A 25,038-nucleotide genomic window follows, 5' to 3' on the forward strand; every position below is an offset into this window, starting at 1 on the left:
CTTTTGAACTTTCAAGGATATGTCACTGTTCAGTTATCAAGGTTCTTGGTTTGTTGCTGCTCATCAGCAACTTTTATATCATATCATGTTCGTTTCTGTTTGTCAAGAACTTTTTTCAACTTTTTTTGAAAAGTTTTTGTTCTTTCGAACTTCTTTCGAGCATCTCTGCCGCAGCTCCCTGCGACGTTGATTATCATATCACCCCTTCCACGGAATGTCAACACCTTTTTTTGAAATTTTTCATATTTTTTAAACTGTTTATGCAATTCCAAGTTCGTTCGCACATTTTAAGAAAACACGTCTCAACGAGAAAAAAAACTGTGCGGAACCCGCACCATTTTCCGGCACAGTTTTCTGCACAGCTTTTCTTCATATATTATAGTAAAAATCTCTCTTTATGCACTTACCTGATTTCCTGTATACAGCTGATAGTATTTTCCTTTTTCTGCGATCAGCTGATCGTGGGTTCCGCGTTCGATGATCCGGCCCTGTTCCAGAACCATGATACAGTCCGCATTGCGGACAGTGGAAAGACGATGGGCAATCACAAAGGTGGTCCTGCCCTTCATCAGCTTATCCATACCGTCCTGCACAATACGCTCAGTTCTGGTATCGATGGAACTGGTCGCTTCATCGAGGATCAGCACCGGCGGATCAGCGATAGCAGCACGGGCAATGGCAAGCAGCTGTCTCTGTCCCTGGCTTAAGTTGGCTCCGTCACCGGTCAGCATGGTATCATAGCCATTCGGCAGGCGACGGATAAATCCATCTGCATTGGCAAGTTTTGCCGCAGCAATCACTTCCTGCTCGGTGGCATCCAGTTTTCCATAGGCAATGTTTTCACGCACGGTCCCCGTAAACAGATGCGTATCCTGCAGTACGATACCAAGGGAACGACGAAGATCCGCCTTGCAAATCTTGCTGATATTGATGCCGTCGTAACGGATCTTACCATCCTGGATATCATAGAAACGATTGATCAGATTCGTGATCGTGGTCTTACCTGCTCCGGTAGAACCGACAAAGGCGATCTTTTCGCCGGGATTTGCAAAGAGATTGACATCATGGAGTACGATTTTATCCGGATTATAGCCGAAATCCACGTCATCAAAGACAACGTCGCCTTTCAGTGGTATATAATCCACACTTCCATCCGCCTGGTGTGTATGCTTCCACGCCCAGTGTCCGGTACGCTCTTTGCTCTCTGTCAGTTTTCCGTTTTCTTCTCTGCTATTGACCAGGGTCACATAGCCTTCGTCTGTCTCCACGGTGGTATCCATCAAACGGAAAATACGTTCCGCACCGGCAAGTGCCATTACGATGGCGTTCAGCTGCTGGCTCACCTGGTTGATCGGCATGTTAAAGCTCCTATTAAAAGTCAGGAAGCTTGCCAGTCCGCCCAGCGTAAAACCGCCTACACTGTTCAGCGCAAGGATTCCTCCTACAAGGGCACAGACCACATAGCTTACATTTCCAAGCTGTGCGTTGATCGGTCCCAGAACATTGGCAAACGCATTTGCATTATAGGAACAGTCACAAAGATTGTCATTCAGCTCTTTGAATTTTGCAATGTTCTCTTCCTCATGGCAGAATACTTTGACGACCTTCTGCCCATCCATCATCTCCTCGATAAAGCCGTTGGCATCACCAAGCGCTTTCTGCTGCTTCACAAAGAAATTTCCGGAAAGACCTGCCACTTTCTTGGTCACAGTCATCATGATCGTAACCATGATAAGCGTTGTAATGGTCAGCGGAATATTCAGGATCAGCATGCTGACAAAAACGCTCACGATGGTGACCGCACTGTTCAGCACCTGCGGAATACTCTGACTGATCATCTGACGGAGGGTATCGATATCGTTGGTGTAGATCGACATGATATCTCCATGGGAATGCGTATCAAAATATTGAATAGGAAGCTTTTCCATATGAGAAAACAGATCATTTCTCAGATTTCTCAGGGTACCCTGTGTCACATAGATCATCACGCGGTTCTGGGCAAATGCTGCCAGAATACCGATCAGATAAAACACAGCCACCCGCATCATCGCATGGAGCAGCGGGGCAAAATCCGGATCAGAAGCTTTCAGCATCGGCAGAATGTAGCTGTCAATGAGCGTCTTGGTAAATAACGTTCCCTGTACGTTTGCCAGTACGCTGATAAAAATGGATACCACTGCGACAATACAGTGCGGCGTATAATTTTTCAGCACATATTTCATGATCCGTGCAAAAATCTTACCTGGATTTTTCACCTGGGATTTCATTCCTCTGGGTGCTCTTCCCATAGGACCTTTTATCGGTTTTGCTTCTGCCATTATGCCTCACCTCTCTTCTCGTCAAAATCTCCGCCGCCACCGGTCTGGGATTCATAGACCTCACGGTAGATCTCATTGGATTTCAGCAGTTCTTCATGCGTTCCGATACCATTGATCTTGCCGTCATCCATAACAAGGATCCGGTCTGCATCCTGCACACTGGAAATACGCTGGGCAATGATCAGCTTAGTGGTATCCGGGATTTCCTCCAGAAAGGCTTTACGGATTTTCGCATCCGTAGCGGTATCGACTGCACTGGTGCTGTCGTCAAGGATCAGAATCTTCGGTTTTTTCAGAAGAGCTCTGGCGATACAGAGACGCTGCTTCTGTCCGCCGGAGACGTTGGAACCGCCCTGCTCAATGTAAGTATTATATTTTTCCGGCATCCGCTCAATGAACTCATCGGCGCAGGCCAGACGACAGGCACGGATGCACTCCTCCTCGGAAGCATTCTTGTCTCCCCAGCGAAGGTTCTCCAGGATCGTTCCGGAAAACAGGACGTTTTTCTGAAGAACAACGGATACCTCGTCACGCAGTTTTTCCATATCATACGAACGGACATCTTTTCCGCCTACCTTTACGCTTCCGCCTGTCACATCATAAAGACGGCTGATCAGATTGACCAGACTGGTCTTGGCACTTCCGGTACCTCCGATGATGCCGATGGTTTCTCCGGATTTTATGGAAAAACTGATATCCGAAAGCACCGGTTTGCCCTCTCCTTTGCGGTAACTGAAGTTTACATGTTCAAATTCGATGCTTCCATCCGGCACCTCAAAGTCTGGATGCTCCGGATTGTCCAGATCGCTTTTCTCATTGAGAACCTCTGTGATACGCTCTGCACTGGCGATGCTCATCGTGATCATGACAAAGACCATGGAAAGCATCATCAGGCTCATCAGAATGTTCATGCAGTATGTCAGAAGACTCATCAGTTCTCCGGTAGTCAGGCTGCCGCCAACGATCATCTTGGCTCCCAGCCAGCTGATGAGCAGAATGCAGCTGTAAACCGTGAACTGCATCAGCGGTGCATTGTAGGAAATGTTTTTCTCCGCCTTGCAGAAAATATCGTAAATGTTACCGCTGGCTTTCTGGAATTTGCTGGTCTCATAATTTTCACGTACATAAGCTTTTACCACACGGATAGCCGATACGTTTTCCTGTACGCTGGCATTCAGGTCATCGTACTTCGGAAATGCCTGCTGGAAATAAGCAGTCGCTTTTCGGATGATAAAAAACAGACAGCATCCGAGAGCAAGAACCGCAACGAGATAAATGCTGGCCAGACGGGCATTGATCATAAAAGCCATTGCCATGGCTACGATCATGCTGGCCGGTGCACGCATACACATACGAAGGATCATCTGGTAAGCGTTCTGAACATTCGTCACATCCGTTGTCAGACGGGTCACAAGACCTGCCGTACTGAATTTGTCAATGTTTGAAAAGGAATACGTCTGGATATTTTCAAACATAGCCTGTCTTAAATTTCTTGCAAAACCTGTAGATGCTTTCGCGCCGTATTTTCCGCCCATAACACCGGCAAAAAGCCCGATCAGCGCTGCTACGAGCATCCATCCTCCCATCACATAAATGTGATGAAGATTCCCGGCTTCTACTCCGTCATCAATGATCGAAGCCATCATAAGAGGAATGATCATTTCCATGATGACTTCCAGGATCATGAAGAGTGGCGTGGCAATGGAAGCCTTTTTGTACTCTTTTACCTGAGCTCCTAATGTCTTTAACATCGTTTGTCCTCTCCTTTAGATTGTTCGTCACTAAACATTCTAAGGAGTTTTTTTTTAAATGTCAATAAGGGAATCTAAAAAATCTGTTTACTTCTTTTTCCCGATTTTCCCAAGAAGCCAGACACAGAGCATGATCAGCAGGATCGTAATAAAAATCCCCGCCATACCTTTCCACATGATTTCCATGGCTGCATAAATGTTTGCTGTATTCATAAAGGGCTCTCCTTTCTTATAAGAAACGACTTACCAGATTGATAACCAGACCGCCTGCGATCACCGAAGCAATCTGTCCGGAAACGTTAGCACCTGCCGCATGCATCAGGATCACATTACCGGGATCCTCTTCCATAGCCATCTTCTGGATCACTCTGGAAGACATAGGGAAAGCAGAAATACCAGCTCCACCGATCATGGGATTGATCTTCTTTTTCAGGAAGAGATTCATAAATTTCGCAAGAAGCACACCACCGATCGTATCCATAACAAAAGCAAAGAGACCAATGGCCAGAATCATCAGCGTATCAATGCTCACAAACGCATCTGCCTTCATACTGAAAGAAACCGTGATACCCAGAAGCACTGTGATCAGATTTGCCAATGTATTCTGTGCCGTTTCCGACATGGTATGAAGGACGCCACATTCCCGGATCAAATTTCCAAACATCAGAAAACCTACCAGAGCCACGGATTGTGGGGAGACAAAACCTACGACCATCGTTACAAGAATAGGGAACAGGATCCGCATCTTTCTGGTCACAGAAGCAGGATGGTAATCCATACGGATCTGCCGTTCTTTTTTCGTAGTCACCAGACGAATGGCAAATGGCTGAACAATCGGCACCAGTGCCATATAGGAATAAGCCGCCACTGCGATGGCACCGATATACTTCGAGCCAAGGACCTGTGATACGAGGATTGAGGTCGGACCATCCGCTGCTCCAATGATACCAATGGAGACTGCATCCTTAAGATCGAAGCCCAGAACTGCCGCCAGAAGAATTGCCGCAAAAATTCCAAACTGGGCTCCTGCTCCAAAAAGAAACATTAACGGATTCGTAAGCAACGGTCCGAAATCGATCATAGCTCCGATACCGATAAAAAGCAGGATCGGCATCGCCTCAGATGCTTCAATCCCTGTATGAAACAGCCATTGAATGATTCCGTTGGATTCGATTCCTCCCTGAAGTGTCTGATCCAACACTCCTGAAAAGGGCAGATTTACAAGGATCGCGCCAAACCCCATAGGTAAGAGCAGCGATGGCTCATACTCCTTTTTGATCGCCAGATAGATCAATCCAAAACCAACCAGATACATTACGACCTGCTGCCAGGTCACAGCCTTAAGACCTTCCAAAAGAAACTCCATCGTTTTTCCTCCTTTTCCGGGAGCTGCCGTCACAATAAAAAAAGACTTCTACCACAGTGTACAAAAACACTACGGTAAAAGTCTTGCTATTTCAATTCCCTGCGAACCGCCTTCTCTCAGGCAGTCGTACTGACGCTCGGAAATCCATTTTCTAATGGCAGCTACTCCCTTTCACTTGACAGATTTATTATATGCTGAAAACTTTTCATCTGTCAATCCCTTTTTCTGCATAATCAAAAACTTCCCGGAGACTTTTCCGGGAAGCTTTTGATTCAGCGATCAGCCCTTTACGGCTCCGATCATAACACCCTTTACCAGATGTTTCTGCACCAGCGGATACAGGAGCATAACCGGAATGGATGCTACGACAATCGTAGAGTATTTCAGAAGCTCTGACATACCCTGCAGTTTTGCCAGGTTGGATGCATCTCCGATCTGAGTCATATCAACCTTATTCTGGATCAGGATCTCTTTCATAACAATGGTCAGCGGCATCAGAGTATCATCTCTTAAGTAGATCATTGCTGTATAGTAATCGTTCCATTTTGCAACGCCGTAATACAGAGTCAGAACTGCAAGGATCGGTTTACAAAGCGGAGTTACGATCCGCAGGAAATATTTCCAGGGTGTACAGCCATCGATCTGTGCTGCCTCATACATCTCATCCGGAATACTGTTGCTCATGTAAGTACGACAGATGATCATATTGTAGGTGGACATTGCAGACGGAATGATCATTGCCCAACGGGTGTTGGTCAAATGCAGGCTGTTTACCAGGATGTAGGACGGTACCAGTCCGCCGCTGAAATACATGGTAAACACGAAGAACATTGCAATACCGCCTCTGGCACGGAACTCTTTTCTGGAAAGAGGATATGCACAGAGCATGGTCATTACCAGGTTCAGCAGGGTACCCACTACCAGGTAGTATACAGAGTTGGCAAAACCGGTAAGGATCTTTTTGTTTTTGAATACGGCCTCATATCCACGAAGAGTCGGACGTACCGGGAGAATGAATACCTCACCGCTGACAACCGCCTGAGGATCTGAGAAAGATGCTGCAACAATATACAGTACCGGGTAAAGAACAACAACCATGATAACAGTCAGCAGGGTATAGTTCAGGATATCAAAGATTTTATCGCCTGTACGCATGTTTTTGAATTTAAGCTGATGATTCATTCTTACCCCTCCTTACCACAAACTGGTCTCTGTTACTTTTTTACAGATCTTGTTTACAGCAACCAACAGAATAAATGAAACGATGGACTGGAACAGACCGGCAGCGGTTGAGAATCCGAAGTTGGAGTTTACCATACCGATCTTATAAACGAAGGTAGAGATAACCTCGGAAACATTGCTGTTCTGGCTGTTCTGCATCAGGTAAACCTTATCAAATCCAATACTTACAACACTTGCACAGTTGAAGATCAGCATGGTGATAACGGTCGGCAGGATTGCCGGAATATCTACATTCCAGATTCTCTGTACACGGGAAGCACCATCTACGATCGCTGCCTCCTGAAGCTCCGGGCTTACGCCGGCCAGTGCTGCAATATAAATAACCGAAGAATATCCCGCGGTCTGCCACAGTCCGCTCCATACATATACATGCCGGAACAGCTTGACATTACCAAAGAAGTTCACCGGATCGCAGCCGATCTTCTGAAGGAGCACATTGATGATACCGGTACGAAGATCCATCATCTGCATCATCATACCAACCATGACAACGATAGAGATAAAGTACGGTGCGTATGTTACCATCTGAATGAATTTACGGTATTTCACACTTCTCAGTTCATTCAGGCCGATAGCCAGAAGAATGGGGAGCGGAAAGTTTACGATCAGAGAATATACACCGAGGATCAGTGTATTCTTAATCACTCTGACACTGGAGGTAGAAGTTAAAAACTGCTTGAACCATTTCAGGCCAACCCAGTCACTTCCGAAAATTCCGCCTCGCGGACTGTAATCCTCAAAGGCGATAAGAATTCCAGCCATGGGAATGTATGCAAATATTGCTGCATAGATCACCGGCAGTGCAATGATTGCCCAGAACTGCCAGTTATTGCTTTTGATTTTGTTCTTTGGATCAGGATTGTAAATTTTCTGTTTCTGTTTACCCATCCGAGCATCCTCCTCTTCTTAACTCTAAATCTTTCTTCCGAAGTATGCGGCTTCTGTGCTTCCCCTCTTTCACACAGCCTCCGCCTGCTCCCCGTCAAATGTCTGAGCAAGGAACAAATCCTCACATGATCGATCCCTGTCAGCCAAAATCTTGTCCGTCGCTCAGCCACTTGACGGGACCGTTGTGGCTTTTACTTCTCTTTAAGAAGAGGAGCCGCCGCTGAAAGCGCCAGCTCCTCTTCTTTTTTTGATCTCATAACTTTTTTGATTTCGCAGTTAACTTTTCCAGTCTTTTCCCGTTTATGCTGCGGTCTCAGTCTCAGTCTCAGTTTCAGCTACGGTCTCTGCTGCGGTCTCAGTCTCAGTTTCAGCTACGGTCTCTGCTGCCTCAGTTGCTGCTTCTGTCTCATCACCCTGGCTGGAACGAGCATAAGCTTCCTGATATACAGCGATCAGATCCTGCAGACCAGCTTTCTCAATAGAATCTTTGTAGCTGTCCCATTCGGAATCGATGTCTTTTGCACCAGTCATGAATGCTACGGAATCACTCTCGATGATGTCAGCAATTTCTACTGCCATAATGGAGATGTTGGTAGACTCTTCATCGGTCAGTTTCATCTCATCAAAGAGTTTGATGTTGCCGGTTCCGGCATACGGAGCATAGAGATCAGCACTTGCATCGTAGAGAAGTTTCTCAAGACCTTTAGAAGTATGAACATCAACGTTCGGATCTACAGCCTGACCAAGACGATACTCAGCCGGAGCCACACGGATACCGATATCCTGCCAGTCATGGTTCTGAGTCTCCGCGCTGTAAGTATTCAGTACTTCATATTTTGCAGGCTCACCATTCAGACCTACTTTTCCTTCCGGATTCAGTACCCAGTCGGTTCCCTCGTCAGCACCATACTGAGAGCAAAGGTCACCGGTCTCGCTGTAGAAGAAGTCTACCCAACGAAGAGCTGCTTCCGGATTCTCACATTTGTCGGTAATGCAGAATGCACCGCCGCTTACACCCGGGTTCGGGGTCTGGAATGCGATTCTGGTTCCGTCCGGTCCTGCGATGGGTGCCATGCACTCATAGTCTTTGTAGAAGTCCGGGTTGCTGGCTGCGTCGATCATATCAGAAATGGTACCTGCAGTGAAGAACAGCACCGGCTCATCAGCCTGGTTTACAAGAGTTTTCAGCTGCTCAGCGGTCTGAGTGAAGTCACCATCATAGATAGCACCCAGATCATAGAGGCTCTTGATCCATTTCATTGCTTCTTTATAACGGTCATCGGTTGCCACACACTCGATCTCGTTGGTATCGGTGTTCAGCGCGATGGTATCCTTCTGGCTGGTGGTGTAGGAGGTGTTCGGCATCAGAACGAATGCATCGATCAGCCAGTCCTGCATACGGCTGTACCAACCCTGAGCAGCGCCGCCGATTGCTACGCCATTGGGCTTGTACTCCAGGAATTTCTTGCAGACATCATAGAACTCATCAGTTGTGGTAGGAACATCAACGCCCATCTCATCCAGATAACGTTTGTTTACCCACATTTTTCTGCCGTACTGGCAGTGGTAGCAGACATTGATATTAGCCAGAGAGTAGATTTTTCCATCAGCCTCTTTTGTCATATCCAGACCATAAGGCTCCATTGTCTTTAAGTAATTCGGAACATTCTCTTCGGTCAGATAATCATCCAGAGGAATGATCATTCCTTCTTTTACGCCATATTTTGCCAGATCCGGAGAAACACCCAGAATAACATCCGGATAATCACCGGACTGCAGCATCAGGTTCAGCTTGTCGCTCCAGTCATCACGACCGCCAGTCAGGAAGTTCATGGTGATACCAGTCTTCTCTTCCATGTACTTGGTAAAGTCGTTGGTCTGAAGGTCCTCAACGTTCGGCATGGACATGGTGAAACAGTCAAACTCAAGGGTTCCGTCTTTCACTACCGGATAAGTTCCGGCCGGGTTCAGCTCTGCATCAGAAGCTGCTGCTGTCAGGCCTGTTCCGCCGATCATTCCGGCTACGAGCAGAAGAGCTGTTGCTTTGGCAAGATTTTTCTTCATAAAATCTTCCTCCTTTTCTTATAGATTCACTTCTCCTTGTTGCGTGTGTTTTTGCAACACGCCTTAACTACATTCTGATTTTACCATTTTTTACAGCACTTTTACAAGGTACAGATTTTCAAAAGGGCATACATTTTTCATAAATCACCTGTTTTCGCTACTGTTTGCGTGTGTTTTTCCGTTTTTTTAGACAAAAATAACCCCTTGTCACCAAGGAGTCACTTTTGACAGAGCAGATGGGCTGCCCATATTTTTTTACTTTTTCAAGCATTCTTTATACGACTTTTTGTGTATAGTTCACTATATCTATCTCAAATATCAGACCGTCTGCATCTTGCGGAAATCACTTGGCGGGATTCCCACCACGCGTTTAAAAGCTCGCCGGAAAGAATAGTCACTGCCGTAGCCAACCTTTTCCGCAGTCTCTTTTACCGCCACGCCATCTTTCAGAAGTTCACAGGCGCGTGCCATACGACGCTGCTCCAGATAGCTGCTGAAGGACATACCAAAACATAATTTGAAATCATTATACAGCTTTCTCTCCGGTTCTGCAAGCCATTCTGACAGCACACTTAAATTCAGACTGGCATCTCCCAGATTTTCTTCGATGTAACCAGAGATTTTTTCCCTGTCCAGATCCACCACTGCCTCTTCTTTTTTCTCCTGCATCCGGGCACAGAGTGCTCTGGTCTCCCGCAAAAGTGCAAAAAGCGGTTCTTCCAGATAAACCTTTTGAGCAGCCTCCCGGAGTCTCCGGACTTCCGGATCTTCGGAATCTGCCGGGATACTCCGGAACAGGCAGCTTCGCAGGATCTCGATCGTGTGACGATAGGTGTACTGACTGTTTCCGGGCCGGAAATAGATCTTTTTTATCTGATCGATCAGCTCTTCCAGCTGCTCCGCGCTGCCACTCTGGATCTGTTTCACCAGCTTCAGCTCCATATCAATGGTAACAAAGAGCGGCTGATCCAGCATCTGCTCCTTGGGAAGTTCGTCCGGAAGCACCGGCACGCGGATTCCACGGTAACGTGCAAATTCACTGATCCTGGAGGCGATCTCATACTGTCTGGCGATCTCCAGCGGTTCCTGCACAGCCGTACTGATACCCGTATAACTCTGTACTTTCAGACAACTGTAAAATTCATAGTTCATCTCTTCCAGAGCTTTTTTCAATTCTTCTGCCGGAAGTTCTTCGTCGCTCTGGATCAGAAGCACCATGGAAAGCTCACTGACGGAATAACGCCAGCACTTCCAGACGATATACTGTTCCAGAAGCCGATCGAGGATCGCACTGAATTCTTCCCGGCTCACATTGCTACCACTGCGAAGAGGATCCTCAAATTCCATATCCACTACATAGTAAAAACCCATTTTCAACGGAAAGCCTGCCTTTTCCGCACCGGCCTCCAGCTGCTTTTCTGAATCATAACTGCCATAGAGCATTTTTCCAAGAAAATCTTCCCGAAGTATGCTTTCCTGCTGTTCTACTGTATTCTGCAGCTGATCCACCTCCGTCAGAAAGCTGTCAAAGCTGCTCCAGAACTGAAGGTGCTCCTTCTGGATCGTTTTTCCCTGAAGAAGCCGGTCTTTTAAGTCAAAAAACTCCTGTACCATTCCTTTTCTCTGGTGCCAGTAGGCCAGACAGACGATCATTCCGATAAAAACAGACACAAAACAGAGCGAGATCGTCACATAACGCGTTGTCCCGATCTTACTTGTCAGCACACTCTTAGGAACATAAGAGACGATCCTCCACCCGTTATAGGAAAGACTGGTACTGCAGGTGACAAGGCTGTTCTTTTTCCAGCCGTTTTCTTTCAGATGCTCCTCCAGACTTCCCGCTTCCTTTCCGTATAAAATGCTGCTTCCGTTACCGAAATCCTCTGCACAGGCAAGGATTTCCCCGTTTGCATTCACCAGTGCGACCACACCTGCCTCCCCTGCCAGGATCGGATGGAGCATTTTCGTGATCCGGTTCCAGTTCAGCTGCACAACTACGATACAATCCACAAAAGGATTGGATGGATAACTCGCCCTGCCGGGGATCAAAAGAGAGATTTTTCCATCTTCATCTTCGTGGCAGAAAACAGACTGTGCCGGATCCTGCTCATGATAATAAGCCATGAACTCATCATAGCTTCCAAATGGAAAATCTCCCAGTGTCGCCACTCCCCTCGCATCTTCCGGAATTACCTGAGGGATCTTAAGGATATAGCGGCTGTCCGAAATGAGGATGAATACATCTTCGATCACCTCATTCGTCAGTGCATAGTTTGGATAGGCCGTCGAAATGGTATACAGAGAATAGAATTCCTGCTCCTTGTTCTGCGGCCGTGCTTTCATAAGATAGTCAGAAAGACGTTTTTCTTTTCCTACGTAATAACCGACGTTCTGTGCTTCCTTCACTTCCCGGTCAAAGCTGTTTCCGACTTCTGTAACGACACTTTGGATCCGTTCCTTCTGTGTTTCCACCATAGCATTTTTTGCAGTACAGTAGATTGCTATCACGGCCACAGCCGGTGCCAGAAGGATCAGAAGATAAGATCCCAGGAAATTCCTGGAGATTTTTCTTTTTTTATTCTCACTGAACTGTTGTTTGTTGTGATTTTTCCATTTTTTCATCTGCTCACTCATCCTGTCCTCTAATCAAAACCCCAGTTACTGGCAATGGGGCATCAAGATGGTTGACGAAACGGTTCGTTTTATAGTACCATACTCTTAACAGAATTGCCCGAATCCGGCAATTCCTTCTTAATATGTAACTGTTCAGAGCCAAGCAGATTTTCATGCAAAAGTGTGAATCATGCTTGCATGAACGAACACTTTTACATGGAAATCTATTCGGCGGATACGCCACACCGACGAAATGCGCAGCATTTTGGAGGTGGTTCTGAACAGTTACCTTAATATTTCATCTCCAAAGGAGTTTTACTCATGTTTTTCAGAAAAAAATCAGCTGCCCCCGCTCTGCCTTCTGTCCGGATCCTCGCCGGTGACCATGTTGTGTACGAAGGTCTTTTAAAAGACATCCCCATCAAAGAAACCGTGCTGATTGAAAAGAGCATCTATTTCTTTGACGATCCGGAACCCTGTTTTATTCACAGGGACGCTGTCCGTGTACGGCTTACAGAGGAGCTGCACCAGGAGCTTCTCCGTGAAAATAATGCAAAACCCGGTCCTCTGCTGATCTCCTATACGGATCTTTCCGGCATCACTTCCTGCGAACTTCTGTGAAATCCTATTTCAGCAGAAAATATGCCGCATAGAAAAGAAACAGCAGACCGTTCAGAAGCTTGATAGCTCCCATGTGCTTCAGCATAAAGTCAGAAACTCTTCCGGTTCCTTTCGTTCTGGCGATGACTGCCAGGATCACAACTGCCGGAATACTCATGGCCGTCACATAAACCATCAGTGTTCCAAGAAGAGAAAGCCACTGTTCCCTGGCGTTTCGCAGAAGATACAGGATCGAAGCCATATAAATCTGTCCGGTACAGAAAAATTCTCCTAAAGAAATAGCAATTCCCAGTCCCAAAATCAGAATCCCAAGAAAAGCCCCCTCCATGTGAGAGGCTTTTTTTAACATCTGATGATTCAGATGGCGGAGTTTTTTCGGCAGCTGCATCCGTACCTTGCCATATTCTGCTTTTCGTACATTCAGAAAATCCACGAAATTCATCACTGCCACAAAAAGGAAGAGCAGGACCAGAATCCCATTCAGGATCTGTCCAAAGCGGCCGAGAAGATTCTGATCAACCCTTGAAGCCGCAAAGCAGATACCCAGTCCAAGACCCAGATAGGTCATATATTTTCCGATCAGATAAAGAATTCCGTTTTTCAAAACGGAAGCCTTTGTCGTGATCAGAATAGAAAACAGCATCAGAAGCATGGAGATGGAGCAAGGATTAAAACCAGCCAGAAGACCGGCTCCAAAAAGCGTGGCCAGACTGGCCGCGGTCACGTTCTCTCCACTTTCCAGACTGTTCCATTTTTCTTCCAGCTTTTCATAGGGTGCTTCGCCTTTTTCCAGAAGTCCCGGTAAATTTTCCCGGATCTCATCCTTTCCGAGCAGCACCACTTCTCCTGCAAAAACGGCCGGAACCTTTCCATCGTCCTGGTTTCGTCCAAATGTTCTCAGAAGTTCTTTAAAAAGGCGGATGTTCTCTCCCTCCGCCACATTCACCTCTGTCAGCGCAAACGATTCCTGCCCCTGAAGCTCCTTTAAATATTCCTTGATCTCTTCACAATCATTACAGGAATACGTGGTAAAAAGCAAAACTGCCGGTTCTTTTCCCTCTGCTTCGATAACTGGCAGACTCCATTCCGGATTTTCTTCAGAGGTCTTGTTTTTTTCTGTATTCTTTTCAGAAACTTCTATCGTTGTTTCTTCTCCAAACAAAACACTGTGAAGTTCCTGTTCTATCTTATCATAACCGCTCAGCCATTTTCCGTCAATATATAAAACGGGTAAAGTGACATCTGCCTTTTCTTTTCCGCTTTCCTTCAGTGCTTTCTCGTAAACATCTTCGTCTGCACTCTTGAAAACATTATAAGTGCGGATATCATAGGAAATGGAAGATTTTTCTTCTGTGGTCACACAACGGTTGAACAGGTCATAGAAATTTTCTTCTTCATGACAGGAGGCGCATACCTTCTCAAAGAAAAACCAGATCGTATGCGTTTTTTCCTCCGCTTTTACAAGGCTTCCTGTTAAAAAAACAGCAAAAAGTAAAAACAGACCCAACAAACAGGAAAAAAATTCCGTCTTTTTTCTATTTTTTCTCATTGGAAGCCTCTCCTCTCTAATATAAAATCACACCGGCATTTTCCAGCATACTTACCGTAGCCGGATCCGGCGTTTCATCACTGATGATTCCGTCAATGTCATCAAAATGAGCAAATTTATAAGAATCATTAAAGTAAAATTTGTCTTTTTCCATTACAATGTATTTATGACGGCTGCTCTGCAAAGCCGCCCGTTTAGTCAGTCCGTCTTCCACTCCGAGAGTGGTAATAGAAGCATCTGTCAGATCCAGGCCACAGGTTCCTACAAAAGTCCGGTCAAAGCTGTATTGCCTGATCATTTCCATCGCCGCGGCTCCCATAAAACCATTGACGGTCTGATACATGATGCCGCCGGTCCCTACCGCCGTGATCAGCGGGCTTTTGGCCAGAACCTGGAGAATGTCGATCATATTGCTGACAACAACCACCCGCCGGTGTTTTTCCACCAGAAGCTCTGCCAGTTTAATGTTTGTGGTGGAAATATCCAGAAAAATGGTTTCATTATCCCGGATCAGTCCCAGCGCTTTTTCCGCAATAGCGGCCTTTTTCTCCACATTCACATTTCTCCGGTCAACCACATCCCGCTCCAAAGGATAATCCTGAGATAAAATCGCCCCGCCATAGGTCCTCTTCAGACATCCTGCATTTTCCAACACCTTCAAATCCTTCCGGATACAGTCATCCGTGACCTGAAACTTCTCGCTCAGGTCACGGACTTTTACTTTTCCATGTTCATGCAGAGTCCGGAGGATCGCCTCGTGTCTTTCTTCAATAAACATGCGATGTTCCTTTTCTGCTTCAGTCTTTTAATGTTACCTCAAGAACTGTATCCACACCATCCGGAAGAATCGGATTCGGACCCAGATCTGCAAATACGATGTCCGGATAGTCTGTATGAACCCAGCTGGTGGAAATGGGAACCTCTGCTCCTGTTGCCAGATACCGGATACATTTCACCTCGTCCTTTTTGATGCCCATCAGCGGCATCGGACCAATGGTGTTCTCGTAGAGATGATAGTAAAGTTTGTTTCCATTTCTGGTCAGACGGCCGTTGTCCGGCTTCGGAAGCCCTGCTTTGCCACAGCCGTAAATGCTGTTTTTATTCTTCTTCATCCAGGTACCGATCTCACTTAAGATCTTCTGGGAAGCATCCGGGATGTTGCCCTTAGCATCCGGTCCTACATTCAGGATCAGGTTTCCGCCCTTGGACACACATTCTACCAGTTTTTTGATCAGCATAGGAGATGGTTTCCAGAAATTATCTGTTGCATGATAGCCCCAGTTTCCATTCATCGTCACACAGGACTCCCAGTAAAGGTCATTTCCGTTCACATCTTTGATTCCCTCCGGCGGGATGATCTGTTCCGGAGTCACAAAATCGCCATGATACGGTTTGGGATTTCCGGTTGCCATGGAACCATATCCGACTCCACTCGCCTCCAGACGGTTATCGATGATAACGCTCGGCTGCAGCTCTCTTACCATATTTACCAGATCGGTGGCTCTCCATGCCTCTCCGTTCAGATCGTCATAGGAGAAATCAAACCACAGAAGATCCAGTTTGCCGTAGTTGGTACAGATCTCGCGGATCTGTTTGTGCATATAATCCACATAACGGCTGAAATCACGGTTGTCATTTTTATACGCCGGATTGTTTCTCATCGGATGCTGACGGTCACCGTAATGAGGATAATCCTCATGATACCAGTCAAGCAACGTAAAGTAAAGACCAACTTTTAATCCCTCTCCTCTGACAGCTTCCACAAACTCGGCAACCAGATCACGGCCACATTTTGTGTTGGTGGATTTGAAATCCGTATATTTGCTGTCAAACAGACAGAAACCATCATGATGTTTTGCTGTAAGAACCACATACTGCATACCGGCCTCTTTTGCAGCTTTGGCCCATTTCTTCGGGTCATAGTCCACCGGATCAAATTCCTCGAAGTATTTCATGTAATCTTCCTTCGGGATCTCCTCAAAACTTCTCACCCATTCGCCTCTGGCAGGAATCGCATAAAGTCCCCAGTGAATGAACATGCCGAAACGGGCATTGACAAACCACTGCATTCTTTTTTCGTATTCTTCGCGGTTAAACTGATACATCGTTCTGTCCTCTCTTTCTCAGTAAAATCAAGTAAACTTTTTTGCCGTAATTACATCTCCAGGATACGAAGAAGCATGTCGGCAGTTCCCACATTATAGCCGCTGGTAGCATAAATACCGTTCAGTTCTCCATCGGTAACAAGGATCAGCGGAAGCTTCTCCGGATCCACATACATCCGGCGACCCAGCGTATTAACGTTCTCTGTAAAGGTGTCATAAAGCACAGGGATTCCCGGAAGTGCCTCGCGGCAGCGGCTGAGGGTCGGATCCTTAAGATCCTCATCCTTCTTTATGATAAAGAGAAGGTTCTCTTTGTAGTTTTCAAATGCTTCTTTCCGCTCCATCAACTCATTGAGGATATGTTCGGTAGGCTCCTTGCTCACTTCCAGCCAGAAGAGAATCTTCCGGTCGCCTCTGGTCACATCAGCAGCCGGAACCTTGTTTCCGTCTTTGTCCAGCAGGTTGAAGGGCAGAATTGAAATGTTCTCCAGCATATCTTTCAGTTTCGCATCGCGGAAGTTCATTTCCACCGTTTTTTCCTCGCCTTTTTCCACACGGAAGGTCAGACTCTTTCCAAATACATTTCCATTCGGCAGACGGTTTCCGGTAATAATGCGGTAAACGCCCGGATCCACCTCTACGCCAAGTTTTCCATTCTCCCAGGAAAGTTCTTCCAGTTCAAGAGTGAAGTAGCCCTTTTTCTCCAGACGTGCTACAGACCAGTTCTGTCCATAGGTCCATGCCATGCCTGCATCGGTAAATACCAGATGGGATTCCTTTGCCTTTCCTTCGATCACTGCCTGGAAGCGGCTGTCTGCATAGGCATCTGCTCCCTGTTTTGCCGGATCCGGCATCAGGTATTCCATTGCTCCGTCCATGGGATTCAGTCTTGCAGGGATACCAAAGGTTCTGGCGATCGCTACAAACAGGATCTTTCTGGAAAGCTCACTGGATTTTCTCATTGCCAGAGAAGCTGCCGGTACAAAATAAACACTTTCCTGCTCTGCTTCCGGACAAAGCGCAATGTTTGCCTCGATCCAGCTCCAGATTTTTTTCGGCTCCTGACGGAAAGCAGTTTTCTCATCTTCCGTAAAGGCTGCTTCTACCGTACCACGGTAATCGGTCATGACCTCATTGAAAATTCTCGGATTCAGTACATAAGAATAATAAATCTTCTCCGGATAAGCTGCTTTCAGCTGAAGAGCTGCCTCTACATGACTCTTTAAAACAGCCGGTTTTGCATCGATCCTGTCTTTGTCTGTGAGAACTTCCATCAGTTTTTCACATACCTCGCGGTTTTCGCCTGCTTTATCCACAAAATCCACTTTCCAGTCAGGGATAAAAGCTTCCACCTTGGCTGTGCGGATCTTTAAAGCCTCTGCAAGACGACGGTCACGTTCCTCTTTCTGCTCTTCCGTAGGCTGATCCGTGTTCACCGGTGTATCAATCGGAGCGATGGAATCAAAGTTCTGCCAGCCCTCTGTGATCTTAAAGGTATCAAGAGTCAGTTCCATAACGTCTGTTTTTCTTGTATCCATCATACCTTCACCGTAAAGATCATCCAGCAGTACCGTTACATGAAGGCTTCCTTTTCCTGTGGTCGCATGGATCTCACCGTTTTCATCCGTAACCATATTTGCGATCGGAAGGAACTGTGAATAGTTATATACCTCCAGTACAATTCTAGCACCGGCTGCAGGCGTTCCGTCCGGCTTTTTCACCCGGATCGTGATTTCTTTTACATCCGCATAACGGCGAAGCTGGTTGAGTACCAGCGCACCGGCCTCTCTTCCATTGATGTTTTCATCTTCCGGCTGGATTTTATCAAACCAACGGGAATGAACCATCATCGCACGGGAAGAAGCATTGGTAAACCAGCCTTTGTTCAGGATGGGTTCCGGCTCACAGGCTCCGGTAAAGTACCATTTTCCATCACACCACACCTCTACCCAGGCATGATTGTCATCACAATGAGACCAGAACGGTGCATAAACCTGACGGGCCGGAATACCTGCACTCCGAAGAGCGCTGATGGTAAAGGTGGATTCCTCTCCACAACGGCCGTTTCCGCAGCGATAAATATTGATGGGGGCAATGGTTCGTGCATCGGTCGTATGGTAGGTTGCTTTTTCTGCACACCAGTAGTTGATCTCGATCGCAGCCTCTGCCATATTTTTTCCCTGGATCCGCTCTTTCAGATCTTCATAGAAAATGCTGCGGCAGGGAAGGATCTCTTCCGTATTGATCCTGTGATACAGAATGTAGTTAAGGAACATTTCCTCTGTCATATTTTTCACATAAGGGCTGTTCTCCCAGAGGAAAACTCCATGCTCTGCATAGTCAAGAAAAGAGGAAACTCCATAATTTCCCACATCACTCAGCGGCATAGCCGTATACAGGAACTTCAGTGCCAGTGCAACCTCCGGACGGAAGGTATCGATCTCTTTTTCTGCTTCTTTTACAGCAGGAACTTCTGCTGCTCTTTTTGCAAACTCAGCCTCAATACGGCTTTTATTTTTCTCCAAAAACATCTCTTTTCCTCCTACATTTCTTCCAGTACTTTTCGTGCTTCCCGAATCTTTTCCGCATCGGTGCGGAAGATCTCAAATTCGCTTAAGGACGGCAGTCCCATATTGACGCCCTCTTTGCGATACTGCATAGTGCTCTCCAGTACGACTTTTCCGGTCATATGGAAGGCATGTGCTCCCGTATACGGCTGGAGCTCCCGGATAGCAGCTGCATCCACGCCGCTTCCAATCTGAATGGTGATCTCGTCATTTTCCATGCTTACCAGTTCCCGAAGGAGCTCTTTTCCTGCCAGACAGCTGTTCTTCTGTCCAGATGTCAGGATTGTGGAAATCCCGAGGCGTTTGGCCTGTTCGAAGGTCTCATATGGATCCCGGCATACATCAAAGGCACGATGCAAGGTGACAGACATATCTCCCGCAGCGTCCATAAGCTGTTCCATTTCTTCCATATTTAAGGTACCATCCGGACGAAGGTTGCCGATCACGACACCTTCCGCCCCCAGTTTCCGGAACATCCGTACCTCATTGCGGATGATCTCAAATTCGTGATCCGTATAGCAGAAATCACCAAAACGCGGACGGATCAACGCATGGATCCGGATATCAGATTCCTTCCGGATCTCCTCATAGAGCCACTGGCTGGGTGTGGTTCCCCCAATAACCAGGTTGCTGCAGAGCTCCAGCCTGGTGGCTCCCCCCTTGACTGCTGCCAGTGCGGATTCTACCGAATCAACACAGGCTTCCAATACAAAATCTTTCATTTTTCCTGTCCCAACTTTCTTTTTTATTCAGGATGTTCAAAGCATCTGCTTTGAACTGGTTCAGTAATTTCACCATAGCATTCTTTCCTGATTATGTCAAGTTTTTTATCATTTTGCCCTGTTTTCCGTATTATTTATTATCGTTTTGTATCACTTTATCCAAAGAAAGAAAAAATCCCTGTTTCTTCTATATTAATATAGTTGAAACAGGGGCTTTCCATCGTCTGCTGAGACTTTTCGCATTCTATTGATTATTTATGCCACATTTCCGTTGTGAAACCCGTGACCGTTCTTTTCCAATACTTTCTCAAACTCTTTCAGTTTCTGTCTGGCCTCTGGATCGAGATTCTTCGGAACCGCAATTTCCACCACTGCATACTGATCTCCATGAACGGAAGAATTGCTTAAACTTACAATTCCTTTTCCTTTCAACCGGATCTTGGTTCCTGACTGGGTTCCCGGTTTGATCTTGCAGAGAACCTCTCCGGTCAGCGTCCGGATCTTCACCTCGCCACCGAAAACTGCTGTGGTAAAGGGTACCTGGACGGTGGTATATACATCCATTCCTTCCCGACGGAACCCGGGCTTTTCATCCACGGTAACTTTCAAAAGCAGATCGCCTGCTTCTCCGCCGCCGGTTCCAGGGGAACCTTTTCCTCTCAGACGGATACTCTTGCCCGTTTCAATGCCGGCAGGAATATTCACTTCATAGGACTGGACCGCACCCGTGCTGTCCTGAAGATGGATCAGCTTTTTTCCGCCAAAGGCCGCTTCATCGAAGGTGACATGGATCTCGGCCTGAACGTCCGAACCTTTGCTGCTGTAGTTTCCGCCCTGGCCGAAGCCGAAACCGTCAAAGCCCTGATCCTGGAAGCCATGGAAGCCGCCGTAGCTCTTCGAGCCGGTGCTTCCGCTGCTGTGAAAGCTGCTTCTCCTGCTTCCACCCTGGCTGTGGAAATTACCAAAAATATTTTTGAGGATATCATCCATATCCTCTCCGCCCTGGAAATGATATTCCTGATAAGAACCATTCGGACCCGTATAAGAACCGCTGAAACCACCCTGAAAAGGATTTCCCTGTGCATTTCCATAGCCGCCAGCCTGCCCTGCTCCTTCATCGAAGGCGGCATGACCAAACTGATCATATAGTTTTCTCTTTTTCTCATCGCCTAATACATCATAGGCCTCTGTCACTTCCTTGAATCTCTCTGCGGCCGCCTTATTTCCGGGATTGCTGTCCGGATGATATTTCTTGGCAAGCTTTCGATATGCTTTCTTTATCGCTGAGGCATCTGCAGTTTTACTGACACCCAGCACTTCGTAATAATCTCTTTTTGCACTCACCGTCTTCACCTTCTTTCCCCTGCGAAAAATGAGAGGTCGTTTCCGGCCTCTCATTCCATTCTCTTACCGATCATCAGCCCTCAATGGCGATGTGATTCTTTTTCTCTACTGCCGGTTTTGCTTCTTTCTTCGGAACGAAGAGTTTCAGGATACCATGTTTAAATTCAGCCTTGATGTCCTCCTGCTCCACATTCTCACCAACGTAGAAGCTTCTGCTCATAGCACCGGCATAACGCTCTTTGCGGATGTAATGTCCGGTCTCTTTCTCCTTCTCTTCCTTATCCAGGCCTTTCTCTGCCTGAACGGTCAGATAACCATTTTCCAGAGTTGCCTGAACCTCGTCTTTGGTAAAGCCCGGCAGATCCATTACCAGTTCATAGCCATCTGATTTTTCCTTGATATCGGTCTTCATCATATGGGCTGCTTTTCTGCCATACAGTTTCTTCTCTACATCTTTTCCTGCATTGTCATAAAACGGAAAACTATCAAACAAATCATCAAATAAATTCTCTCCAAAAATACTCGGCATTAACATAAGTCATCTCTCCTTTAATTTTTTATCTATTTTATTGGGTTATTATCGTTAACGGCTTCTCTCTGCCTTCCGGCAGAATCGGAAGCTTTTGAACCTTTGAAGAACTTCCTGGAATCTTTTCTTTGATCCTTTTCTGTTCCTCTCTTTGTTCTATCTGTAATATAACACGCAAGTTTTGTTCTGTCAATAGTCTTTTTCAATTTTTTTGTGAAGATTCTGTGAACTTTGGAAAAGAAAAAACGATCAGACATCCAAAAAGAGAGCACACATTTTCTTGTAAAATGCACACTCTCTTCTTATAAAATCTCTGATACTTACCGGATGATCTTGATCTGGCACATCTCCATGGCTTTCAGCGCATTCTCATGACGCTCCGGTGTCACTCCTGCACAGCATGCGGCATCTACAGAGATCGGAACCTCCGGAAGATATGCTTTGATCAGAAGCGCATTGGAAATCACACAGATGTCCGTACAAAGTCCCACCAGAGTAATGCTTCCAACTTCTTCCTTTTCGTTAAGTGCAGCCAGCTTTTCTGCCAGCTTTCGGGATCCAAAAGTTTCCTTGTCTACCGGCTCTGTCTTTCTCAGGACATCCAGTTCCCGGCGGATCTGCCAGCCTTCTGTCTCACGAATACAATGCGGGACGGGAAGATTCTTTCCCTCCTGCGTTTCCAGATAACAGGCCTCATGCGTGTCTCTTGTAAAAAACACCTCTCCTTCAAACTCCCGAATCTTCTCTTCCACCTTCGGAACAATAGCAATGGCTTCCCGGGTTCCCAGTGCTCCATCAATAAAGTCATTTTGCATGTCTACTACAATAAGGATGTTTTTCATTTTCTGCCTCCCTCGTTTTCGTATACGCTTATCATACCATGATGTCAGGCAAAAATATATGATCTCTTATTCTTTTTCATAAAGGAATTCTTCCGGAAGAGTCACATTGAAGTCTTTCGCCAGATCGCGGAAATTATCTGGCTGGATAGTCTGCAGCTTATGCGGAACCATAGACAGGATTTTCACCAGGATCTCCGCTGACTTTTCTACCGTGTGAAGCAAACCAAAGGTCAGATCAAAATCCTCTCCCGAACAGAACATTCCATGGTGTGCCCAGATGACCACATCATATTTTTTCATCAACTCCGCTGTTTTCACTGCGATCGCTCTTCCACCGGGAACCATCCACGGAACAACACCGACACCATCCGGAAATACCACCGGACACTCTGTTGCAGATTCCCATAATTCTCTTGTGAATACCTTGTCCTCAAGCGGCAGTACAAAAGTCAGTGCTATGGTATTGGTCGTGTGTGCATGATAGATCACACGATGTCTTCCGTTGGTAAGCTTCTTCTTTACTTCATGATTCATCAAATGCGTAGGAAGCTCACTCGTTGGCCTTCCTCCTTCTACCAGTCCCCAGCGAATACGATAATTACAGCCCTTTTCATCCAGCTCAATGATTGCCAGGCAGGCTTCCGGGTCAACAATGATATTTCGGAAATACTTTCCGCTTCCTGTCACCAGAAAAAACTCCCCTGCAAGTCCCGGTACCTCCGTCCCGATCGGAGTCCATTCTCCCAGTGCGTTCAGACGCGGACGGATCATATCCACTTCATCTGCTTTTAGACGATAGCTAAGATTTCCACCATTTCTTTCATGCCATCCCTGAAGATAACCGTCATTTGCCATTTTTATAAATCCCTGTACAAATTTTGAATCCAAAATCTTCATTCTACTTCCTCCGTTTTTTATCCGTTATAAATGTTTCTATTTGTTTTTGTTGTTTCTCTTTGTTTTATATGTTGTTTTTCTTTGTTTTGACTGCATTATATCTTGTTTTATGTGGTTTGTAAAGATGTTTTTTTAAAAACACTGTTCCAATGAAATATTTACCATATATTTTCCCCAAGAAAAGAGGTGCCCCCGGAAAAGGCACCTCTTTTCTTATTCTTTGCTTTTTTATTAAACTGAAATTAGCTACGACCGGAAGGACTTTCTTTTTCATCCAGACGCCCTTCTTTCATTCTCTGATCATCAGTTCTGGAAATGGATTTTTTCTCCCTGAATCACCGGATAACAGATCAGAGCCTCGCTGTCCAGATCTTCTCTGTGCATATCCACTGCGCTGATCTGATGGTTTTCATAGGTATTATAATAATAGATTCCCTTTGTCACATTACAGCAGGAAGTATACAATGTGATCTCATACTTTCCATCAGCAACTTCACAGCATCCCCGCTGCTGATCCACTGAGCCGAGAATATGGAAAAACTGGCTGACACTTTCCGCTTCTGAATCTCCGGAAAGAGCATTTACTTTTGTAAAAGCCACACGTACAAAACGGGAGGCAGAAGAAAGATCTCCCGGAAGGCCAAGTGCGCCCATCCCACGGCTGTAGGCATTGAGGGAAAGATCCTTGCAAAAGGTATTTTCCGGTTGTTTCGGTGAGAGATGCATATAGTTGTTCAGCTGGAACATCTGCTGTGGAAACGGCGGATTGTTTGTGAGGACTCCGACCGGGTTATCATAAACATGCAGTCCGTCCGCCATGGATTCTACCGTGATGGATCCTTTTTCGTCCGAGATGATCCAATGCAGCTGTGCCAGTGGAAACTGTTCGCTGAAGGGCGTATTGACCAGATTCATCCGGGCAAGAAGTTCCCGGACTTCCGTCACGGAAGAGCACTGGCTTAAGATCCAGGGGATCAGTTCAAACTGGGCAATGTTCTCTGTTCCGGGACGGACATCCGAATACACCGCATTGCCGACAAAGTTTAGGCCTGCCATACCGAGTCCTTTTTCATTGATCGCATCATAATACAACGGATAATCTCCCGCTACATGAGCCATGCCGATGATCGCATAATGACTTTTCCTGTCACCGGCATGACGAAAATGAAACGGATAATTACGTGGTGTCACCGTGATCTGATCACCGTAAGAAAATTCATAATCCAACGTTCTTCCAAAATAAAAATCTTTTGTTTTATAAGTTGCAGCTGTACACATTCCTATCTCCTCCTTAAAATGGAATTTTTCACTGACTGACCGTATATGGCATGACTTACATGATAAAATTTCTCATATTTGGCGGGTCCCAGGTTCAAAAGCCTTATCATGCAAGCATGAACGGATTTTTGACCCTTTGACCCTGGCTGATGCCTACGAATTACTCCGCTGCAAAGCAGCTCCCGCAATTCTATAAACATTCGAAATCCGCTGATTTACTGCGTAAATCGCTACTTTCTCATGTTTGGCGGGTCCCAGGTTCAAAAGCCTTATCATGCAAGCATGAACGGATTTTTGACCCTTTGACCCTGGCATCATAATATGATATCATATTCTACACAA

General features: G+C 46.2%; 20 protein-coding genes. 1 reads left to right on the forward strand and 19 read right to left on the reverse strand.

Annotation, left to right across the window (positions count from 1 at the left end):
- Nucleotides 1-395 precede the first annotated feature (395 nt).
- The 8 genes from DXA57_RS15530 to DXA57_RS15560 form a co-directional block, all read right to left on the reverse strand.
- Nucleotides 396-2,318, reverse strand: a complete 1,923-nt coding sequence (locus tag DXA57_RS15530; protein ID WP_117768179.1) for an ABC transporter ATP-binding protein — start codon at nucleotides 2,316-2,318, stop codon at nucleotides 396-398.
- Nucleotides 2,318-4,069: an ABC transporter ATP-binding protein gene (locus DXA57_RS15535; RefSeq protein ID WP_117768180.1), complete on the reverse strand. Its 1,752-nt coding sequence runs from the start codon at nucleotides 4,067-4,069 to the stop codon at nucleotides 2,318-2,320. The genes DXA57_RS15530 and DXA57_RS15535 overlap by 1 nt, the downstream gene beginning before the upstream one ends.
- Before the next feature lie 87 nt (nucleotides 4,070-4,156).
- Entirely contained in the window at nucleotides 4,157-4,282 is a 126-nt protein-coding gene (locus DXA57_RS17655) for a hypothetical protein (RefSeq protein ID WP_278309153.1), read from the reverse strand.
- 16 nt (nucleotides 4,283-4,298) lie between these two features.
- The gene (locus DXA57_RS15540) at nucleotides 4,299-5,435 is read right to left on the reverse strand and encodes a sodium ion-translocating decarboxylase subunit beta (protein WP_117768181.1); all 1,137 of its coding nucleotides are present in this window, start codon (nucleotides 5,433-5,435) and stop codon (nucleotides 4,299-4,301) included.
- 279 nt (nucleotides 5,436-5,714) lie between these two features.
- A complete protein-coding gene (locus DXA57_RS15545; RefSeq protein ID WP_117768182.1) occupies nucleotides 5,715-6,617 on the reverse strand; it encodes a carbohydrate ABC transporter permease in 903 nt (300 codons plus the stop codon).
- Between the two features lie 12 nt (nucleotides 6,618-6,629).
- Nucleotides 6,630-7,565 carry an ABC transporter permease gene (locus DXA57_RS15550; RefSeq protein WP_117768183.1) on the reverse strand — a complete coding sequence of 312 codons (936 nt, stop codon included), beginning with the start codon at nucleotides 7,563-7,565 and terminating at the stop codon, nucleotides 6,630-6,632.
- Between the two features lie 300 nt (nucleotides 7,566-7,865).
- On the reverse strand, nucleotides 7,866-9,629 hold the full coding sequence (locus tag DXA57_RS15555; RefSeq protein WP_117768184.1) for an extracellular solute-binding protein: 1,764 nt from the start codon (nucleotides 9,627-9,629) through the stop codon (nucleotides 7,866-7,868).
- Nucleotides 9,630-9,947: 318 nt separating this feature from the next.
- Nucleotides 9,948-12,251 carry an AraC family transcriptional regulator gene (locus DXA57_RS15560; protein WP_158571345.1) on the reverse strand — a complete coding sequence of 768 codons (2,304 nt, stop codon included), beginning with the start codon at nucleotides 12,249-12,251 and terminating at the stop codon, nucleotides 9,948-9,950.
- 312 nt (nucleotides 12,252-12,563) lie between these two features.
- Here DXA57_RS15560 and DXA57_RS15565 point away from each other — a divergent pair, with 312 nt between their 5' ends.
- On the forward strand, nucleotides 12,564-12,863 hold the full coding sequence (locus tag DXA57_RS15565) for a hypothetical protein (protein WP_117768186.1): 300 nt from the start codon (nucleotides 12,564-12,566) through the stop codon (nucleotides 12,861-12,863).
- A 4-nt stretch (nucleotides 12,864-12,867) separates the two neighbouring features.
- Here the strand turns inward: DXA57_RS15565 and DXA57_RS15570 are convergent, their stop codons facing one another.
- The 11 genes from DXA57_RS15570 to bsh all read right to left on the reverse strand — a co-directional run bounded on the left by DXA57_RS15570 (nucleotide 12,868) and on the right by bsh (nucleotide 24,696).
- Nucleotides 12,868-14,412: a glutaredoxin family protein gene (locus DXA57_RS15570; RefSeq protein WP_117768187.1), complete on the reverse strand. Its 1,545-nt coding sequence runs from the start codon at nucleotides 14,410-14,412 to the stop codon at nucleotides 12,868-12,870.
- 16 nt (nucleotides 14,413-14,428) lie between these two features.
- Nucleotides 14,429-15,190 (reverse strand): DeoR/GlpR family DNA-binding transcription regulator, encoded by a 762-nt coding sequence (locus DXA57_RS15575; RefSeq protein ID WP_117768188.1) that lies wholly within the window; start codon nucleotides 15,188-15,190, stop codon nucleotides 14,429-14,431.
- A gap of 19 nt (nucleotides 15,191-15,209) precedes the next feature.
- Nucleotides 15,210-16,517, reverse strand: a complete 1,308-nt coding sequence (locus DXA57_RS15580) for an alpha-L-fucosidase (RefSeq protein WP_117768189.1) — start codon at nucleotides 16,515-16,517, stop codon at nucleotides 15,210-15,212.
- A 50-nt stretch (nucleotides 16,518-16,567) separates the two neighbouring features.
- The gene (locus DXA57_RS15585; RefSeq protein WP_117768190.1) at nucleotides 16,568-19,048 is read right to left on the reverse strand and encodes a transglutaminase-like domain-containing protein; all 2,481 of its coding nucleotides are present in this window, start codon (nucleotides 19,046-19,048) and stop codon (nucleotides 16,568-16,570) included.
- Nucleotides 19,049-19,059: 11 nt separating this feature from the next.
- On the reverse strand, nucleotides 19,060-19,806 hold the full coding sequence (locus DXA57_RS15590; RefSeq protein WP_117768191.1) for a copper homeostasis protein CutC: 747 nt from the start codon (nucleotides 19,804-19,806) through the stop codon (nucleotides 19,060-19,062).
- A 255-nt stretch (nucleotides 19,807-20,061) separates the two neighbouring features.
- Entirely contained in the window at nucleotides 20,062-21,150 is a 1,089-nt protein-coding gene (locus DXA57_RS15595; RefSeq protein ID WP_117768211.1) for a DnaJ C-terminal domain-containing protein, read from the reverse strand.
- 73 nt (nucleotides 21,151-21,223) lie between these two features.
- Nucleotides 21,224-21,685, reverse strand: a complete 462-nt coding sequence (locus tag DXA57_RS15600) for an Hsp20/alpha crystallin family protein (RefSeq protein ID WP_117768192.1) — start codon at nucleotides 21,683-21,685, stop codon at nucleotides 21,224-21,226.
- Between the two features lie 314 nt (nucleotides 21,686-21,999).
- Nucleotides 22,000-22,521 (reverse strand): cysteine hydrolase family protein, encoded by a 522-nt coding sequence (locus tag DXA57_RS15610; RefSeq protein ID WP_117768194.1) that lies wholly within the window; start codon nucleotides 22,519-22,521, stop codon nucleotides 22,000-22,002.
- Nucleotides 22,522-22,587: 66 nt separating this feature from the next.
- On the reverse strand, nucleotides 22,588-23,418 hold the full coding sequence (gene rhaD / locus DXA57_RS15615; RefSeq protein WP_117768195.1) for a rhamnulose-1-phosphate aldolase: 831 nt from the start codon (nucleotides 23,416-23,418) through the stop codon (nucleotides 22,588-22,590).
- A gap of 64 nt (nucleotides 23,419-23,482) precedes the next feature.
- Nucleotides 23,483-23,692: a hypothetical protein gene (locus DXA57_RS15620; protein WP_117768196.1), complete on the reverse strand. Its 210-nt coding sequence runs from the start codon at nucleotides 23,690-23,692 to the stop codon at nucleotides 23,483-23,485.
- Nucleotides 23,693-23,721: 29 nt separating this feature from the next.
- The gene (gene bsh, locus DXA57_RS15625) at nucleotides 23,722-24,696 is read right to left on the reverse strand and encodes a choloylglycine hydrolase (protein ID WP_117768197.1); all 975 of its coding nucleotides are present in this window, start codon (nucleotides 24,694-24,696) and stop codon (nucleotides 23,722-23,724) included.
- Nucleotides 24,697-25,038: the final 342 nt, after the last annotated feature.

It is taken from the genome of Blautia sp. OF03-15BH, assembly GCF_003463065.1.
Lineage (GTDB): Bacteria > Bacillota > Clostridia > Lachnospirales > Lachnospiraceae > Limivivens.

Coding starts and splice junctions, on each gene's coding strand:
- DXA57_RS15585 (WP_117768190.1), bottom strand. CDS start 19,048: ATGTTTTTGGAGAAAAATAAAAGCCGTATTGAGGCTGAGTTTGCAAAA.
- DXA57_RS15590 (WP_117768191.1), bottom strand. CDS start 19,806: ATGAAAGATTTTGTATTGGAAGCCTGTGTTGATTCGGTAGAATCCGCA.
- DXA57_RS15575 (WP_117768188.1), bottom strand. CDS start 15,190: ATGTTTATTGAAGAAAGACACGAGGCGATCCTCCGGACTCTGCATGAA.
- DXA57_RS15550 (WP_117768183.1), bottom strand. CDS start 7,565: ATGGGTAAACAGAAACAGAAAATTTACAATCCTGATCCAAAGAACAAA.
- DXA57_RS15545 (WP_117768182.1), bottom strand. CDS start 6,617: ATGAATCATCAGCTTAAATTCAAAAACATGCGTACAGGCGATAAAATC.
- DXA57_RS15555 (WP_117768184.1), bottom strand. CDS start 9,629: ATGAAGAAAAATCTTGCCAAAGCAACAGCTCTTCTGCTCGTAGCCGGA.
- bsh (WP_117768197.1), bottom strand. CDS start 24,696: ATGTGTACAGCTGCAACTTATAAAACAAAAGATTTTTATTTTGGAAGA.
- DXA57_RS15600 (WP_117768192.1), bottom strand. CDS start 21,685: ATGTTAATGCCGAGTATTTTTGGAGAGAATTTATTTGATGATTTGTTT.
- DXA57_RS15560 (WP_158571345.1), bottom strand. CDS start 12,251: ATGAAAAAATGGAAAAATCACAACAAACAACAGTTCAGTGAGAATAAA.
- DXA57_RS15540 (WP_117768181.1), bottom strand. CDS start 5,435: ATGGAGTTTCTTTTGGAAGGTCTTAAGGCTGTGACCTGGCAGCAGGTC.
- DXA57_RS15580 (WP_117768189.1), bottom strand. CDS start 16,517: ATGTATCAGTTTAACCGCGAAGAATACGAAAAAAGAATGCAGTGGTTT.
- DXA57_RS15610 (WP_117768194.1), bottom strand. CDS start 22,521: ATGAAAAACATCCTTATTGTAGTAGACATGCAAAATGACTTTATTGAT.
- DXA57_RS15535 (WP_117768180.1), bottom strand. CDS start 4,069: ATGTTAAAGACATTAGGAGCTCAGGTAAAAGAGTACAAAAAGGCTTCC.
- DXA57_RS15570 (WP_117768187.1), bottom strand. CDS start 14,412: ATGAGAAAAAATAGAAAAAAGACGGAATTTTTTTCCTGTTTGTTGGGT.
- DXA57_RS15565 (WP_117768186.1), top strand. CDS start 12,564: ATGTTTTTCAGAAAAAAATCAGCTGCCCCCGCTCTGCCTTCTGTCCGG.
- DXA57_RS17655 (WP_278309153.1), bottom strand. CDS start 4,282: ATGAATACAGCAAACATTTATGCAGCCATGGAAATCATGTGGAAAGGT.
- rhaD (WP_117768195.1), bottom strand. CDS start 23,418: ATGAAGATTTTGGATTCAAAATTTGTACAGGGATTTATAAAAATGGCA.
- DXA57_RS15620 (WP_117768196.1), bottom strand. CDS start 23,692: ATGAAAAAGAAAGTCCTTCCGGTCGTAGCTAATTTCAGTTTAATAAAA.
- DXA57_RS15530 (WP_117768179.1), bottom strand. CDS start 2,318: ATGGCAGAAGCAAAACCGATAAAAGGTCCTATGGGAAGAGCACCCAGA.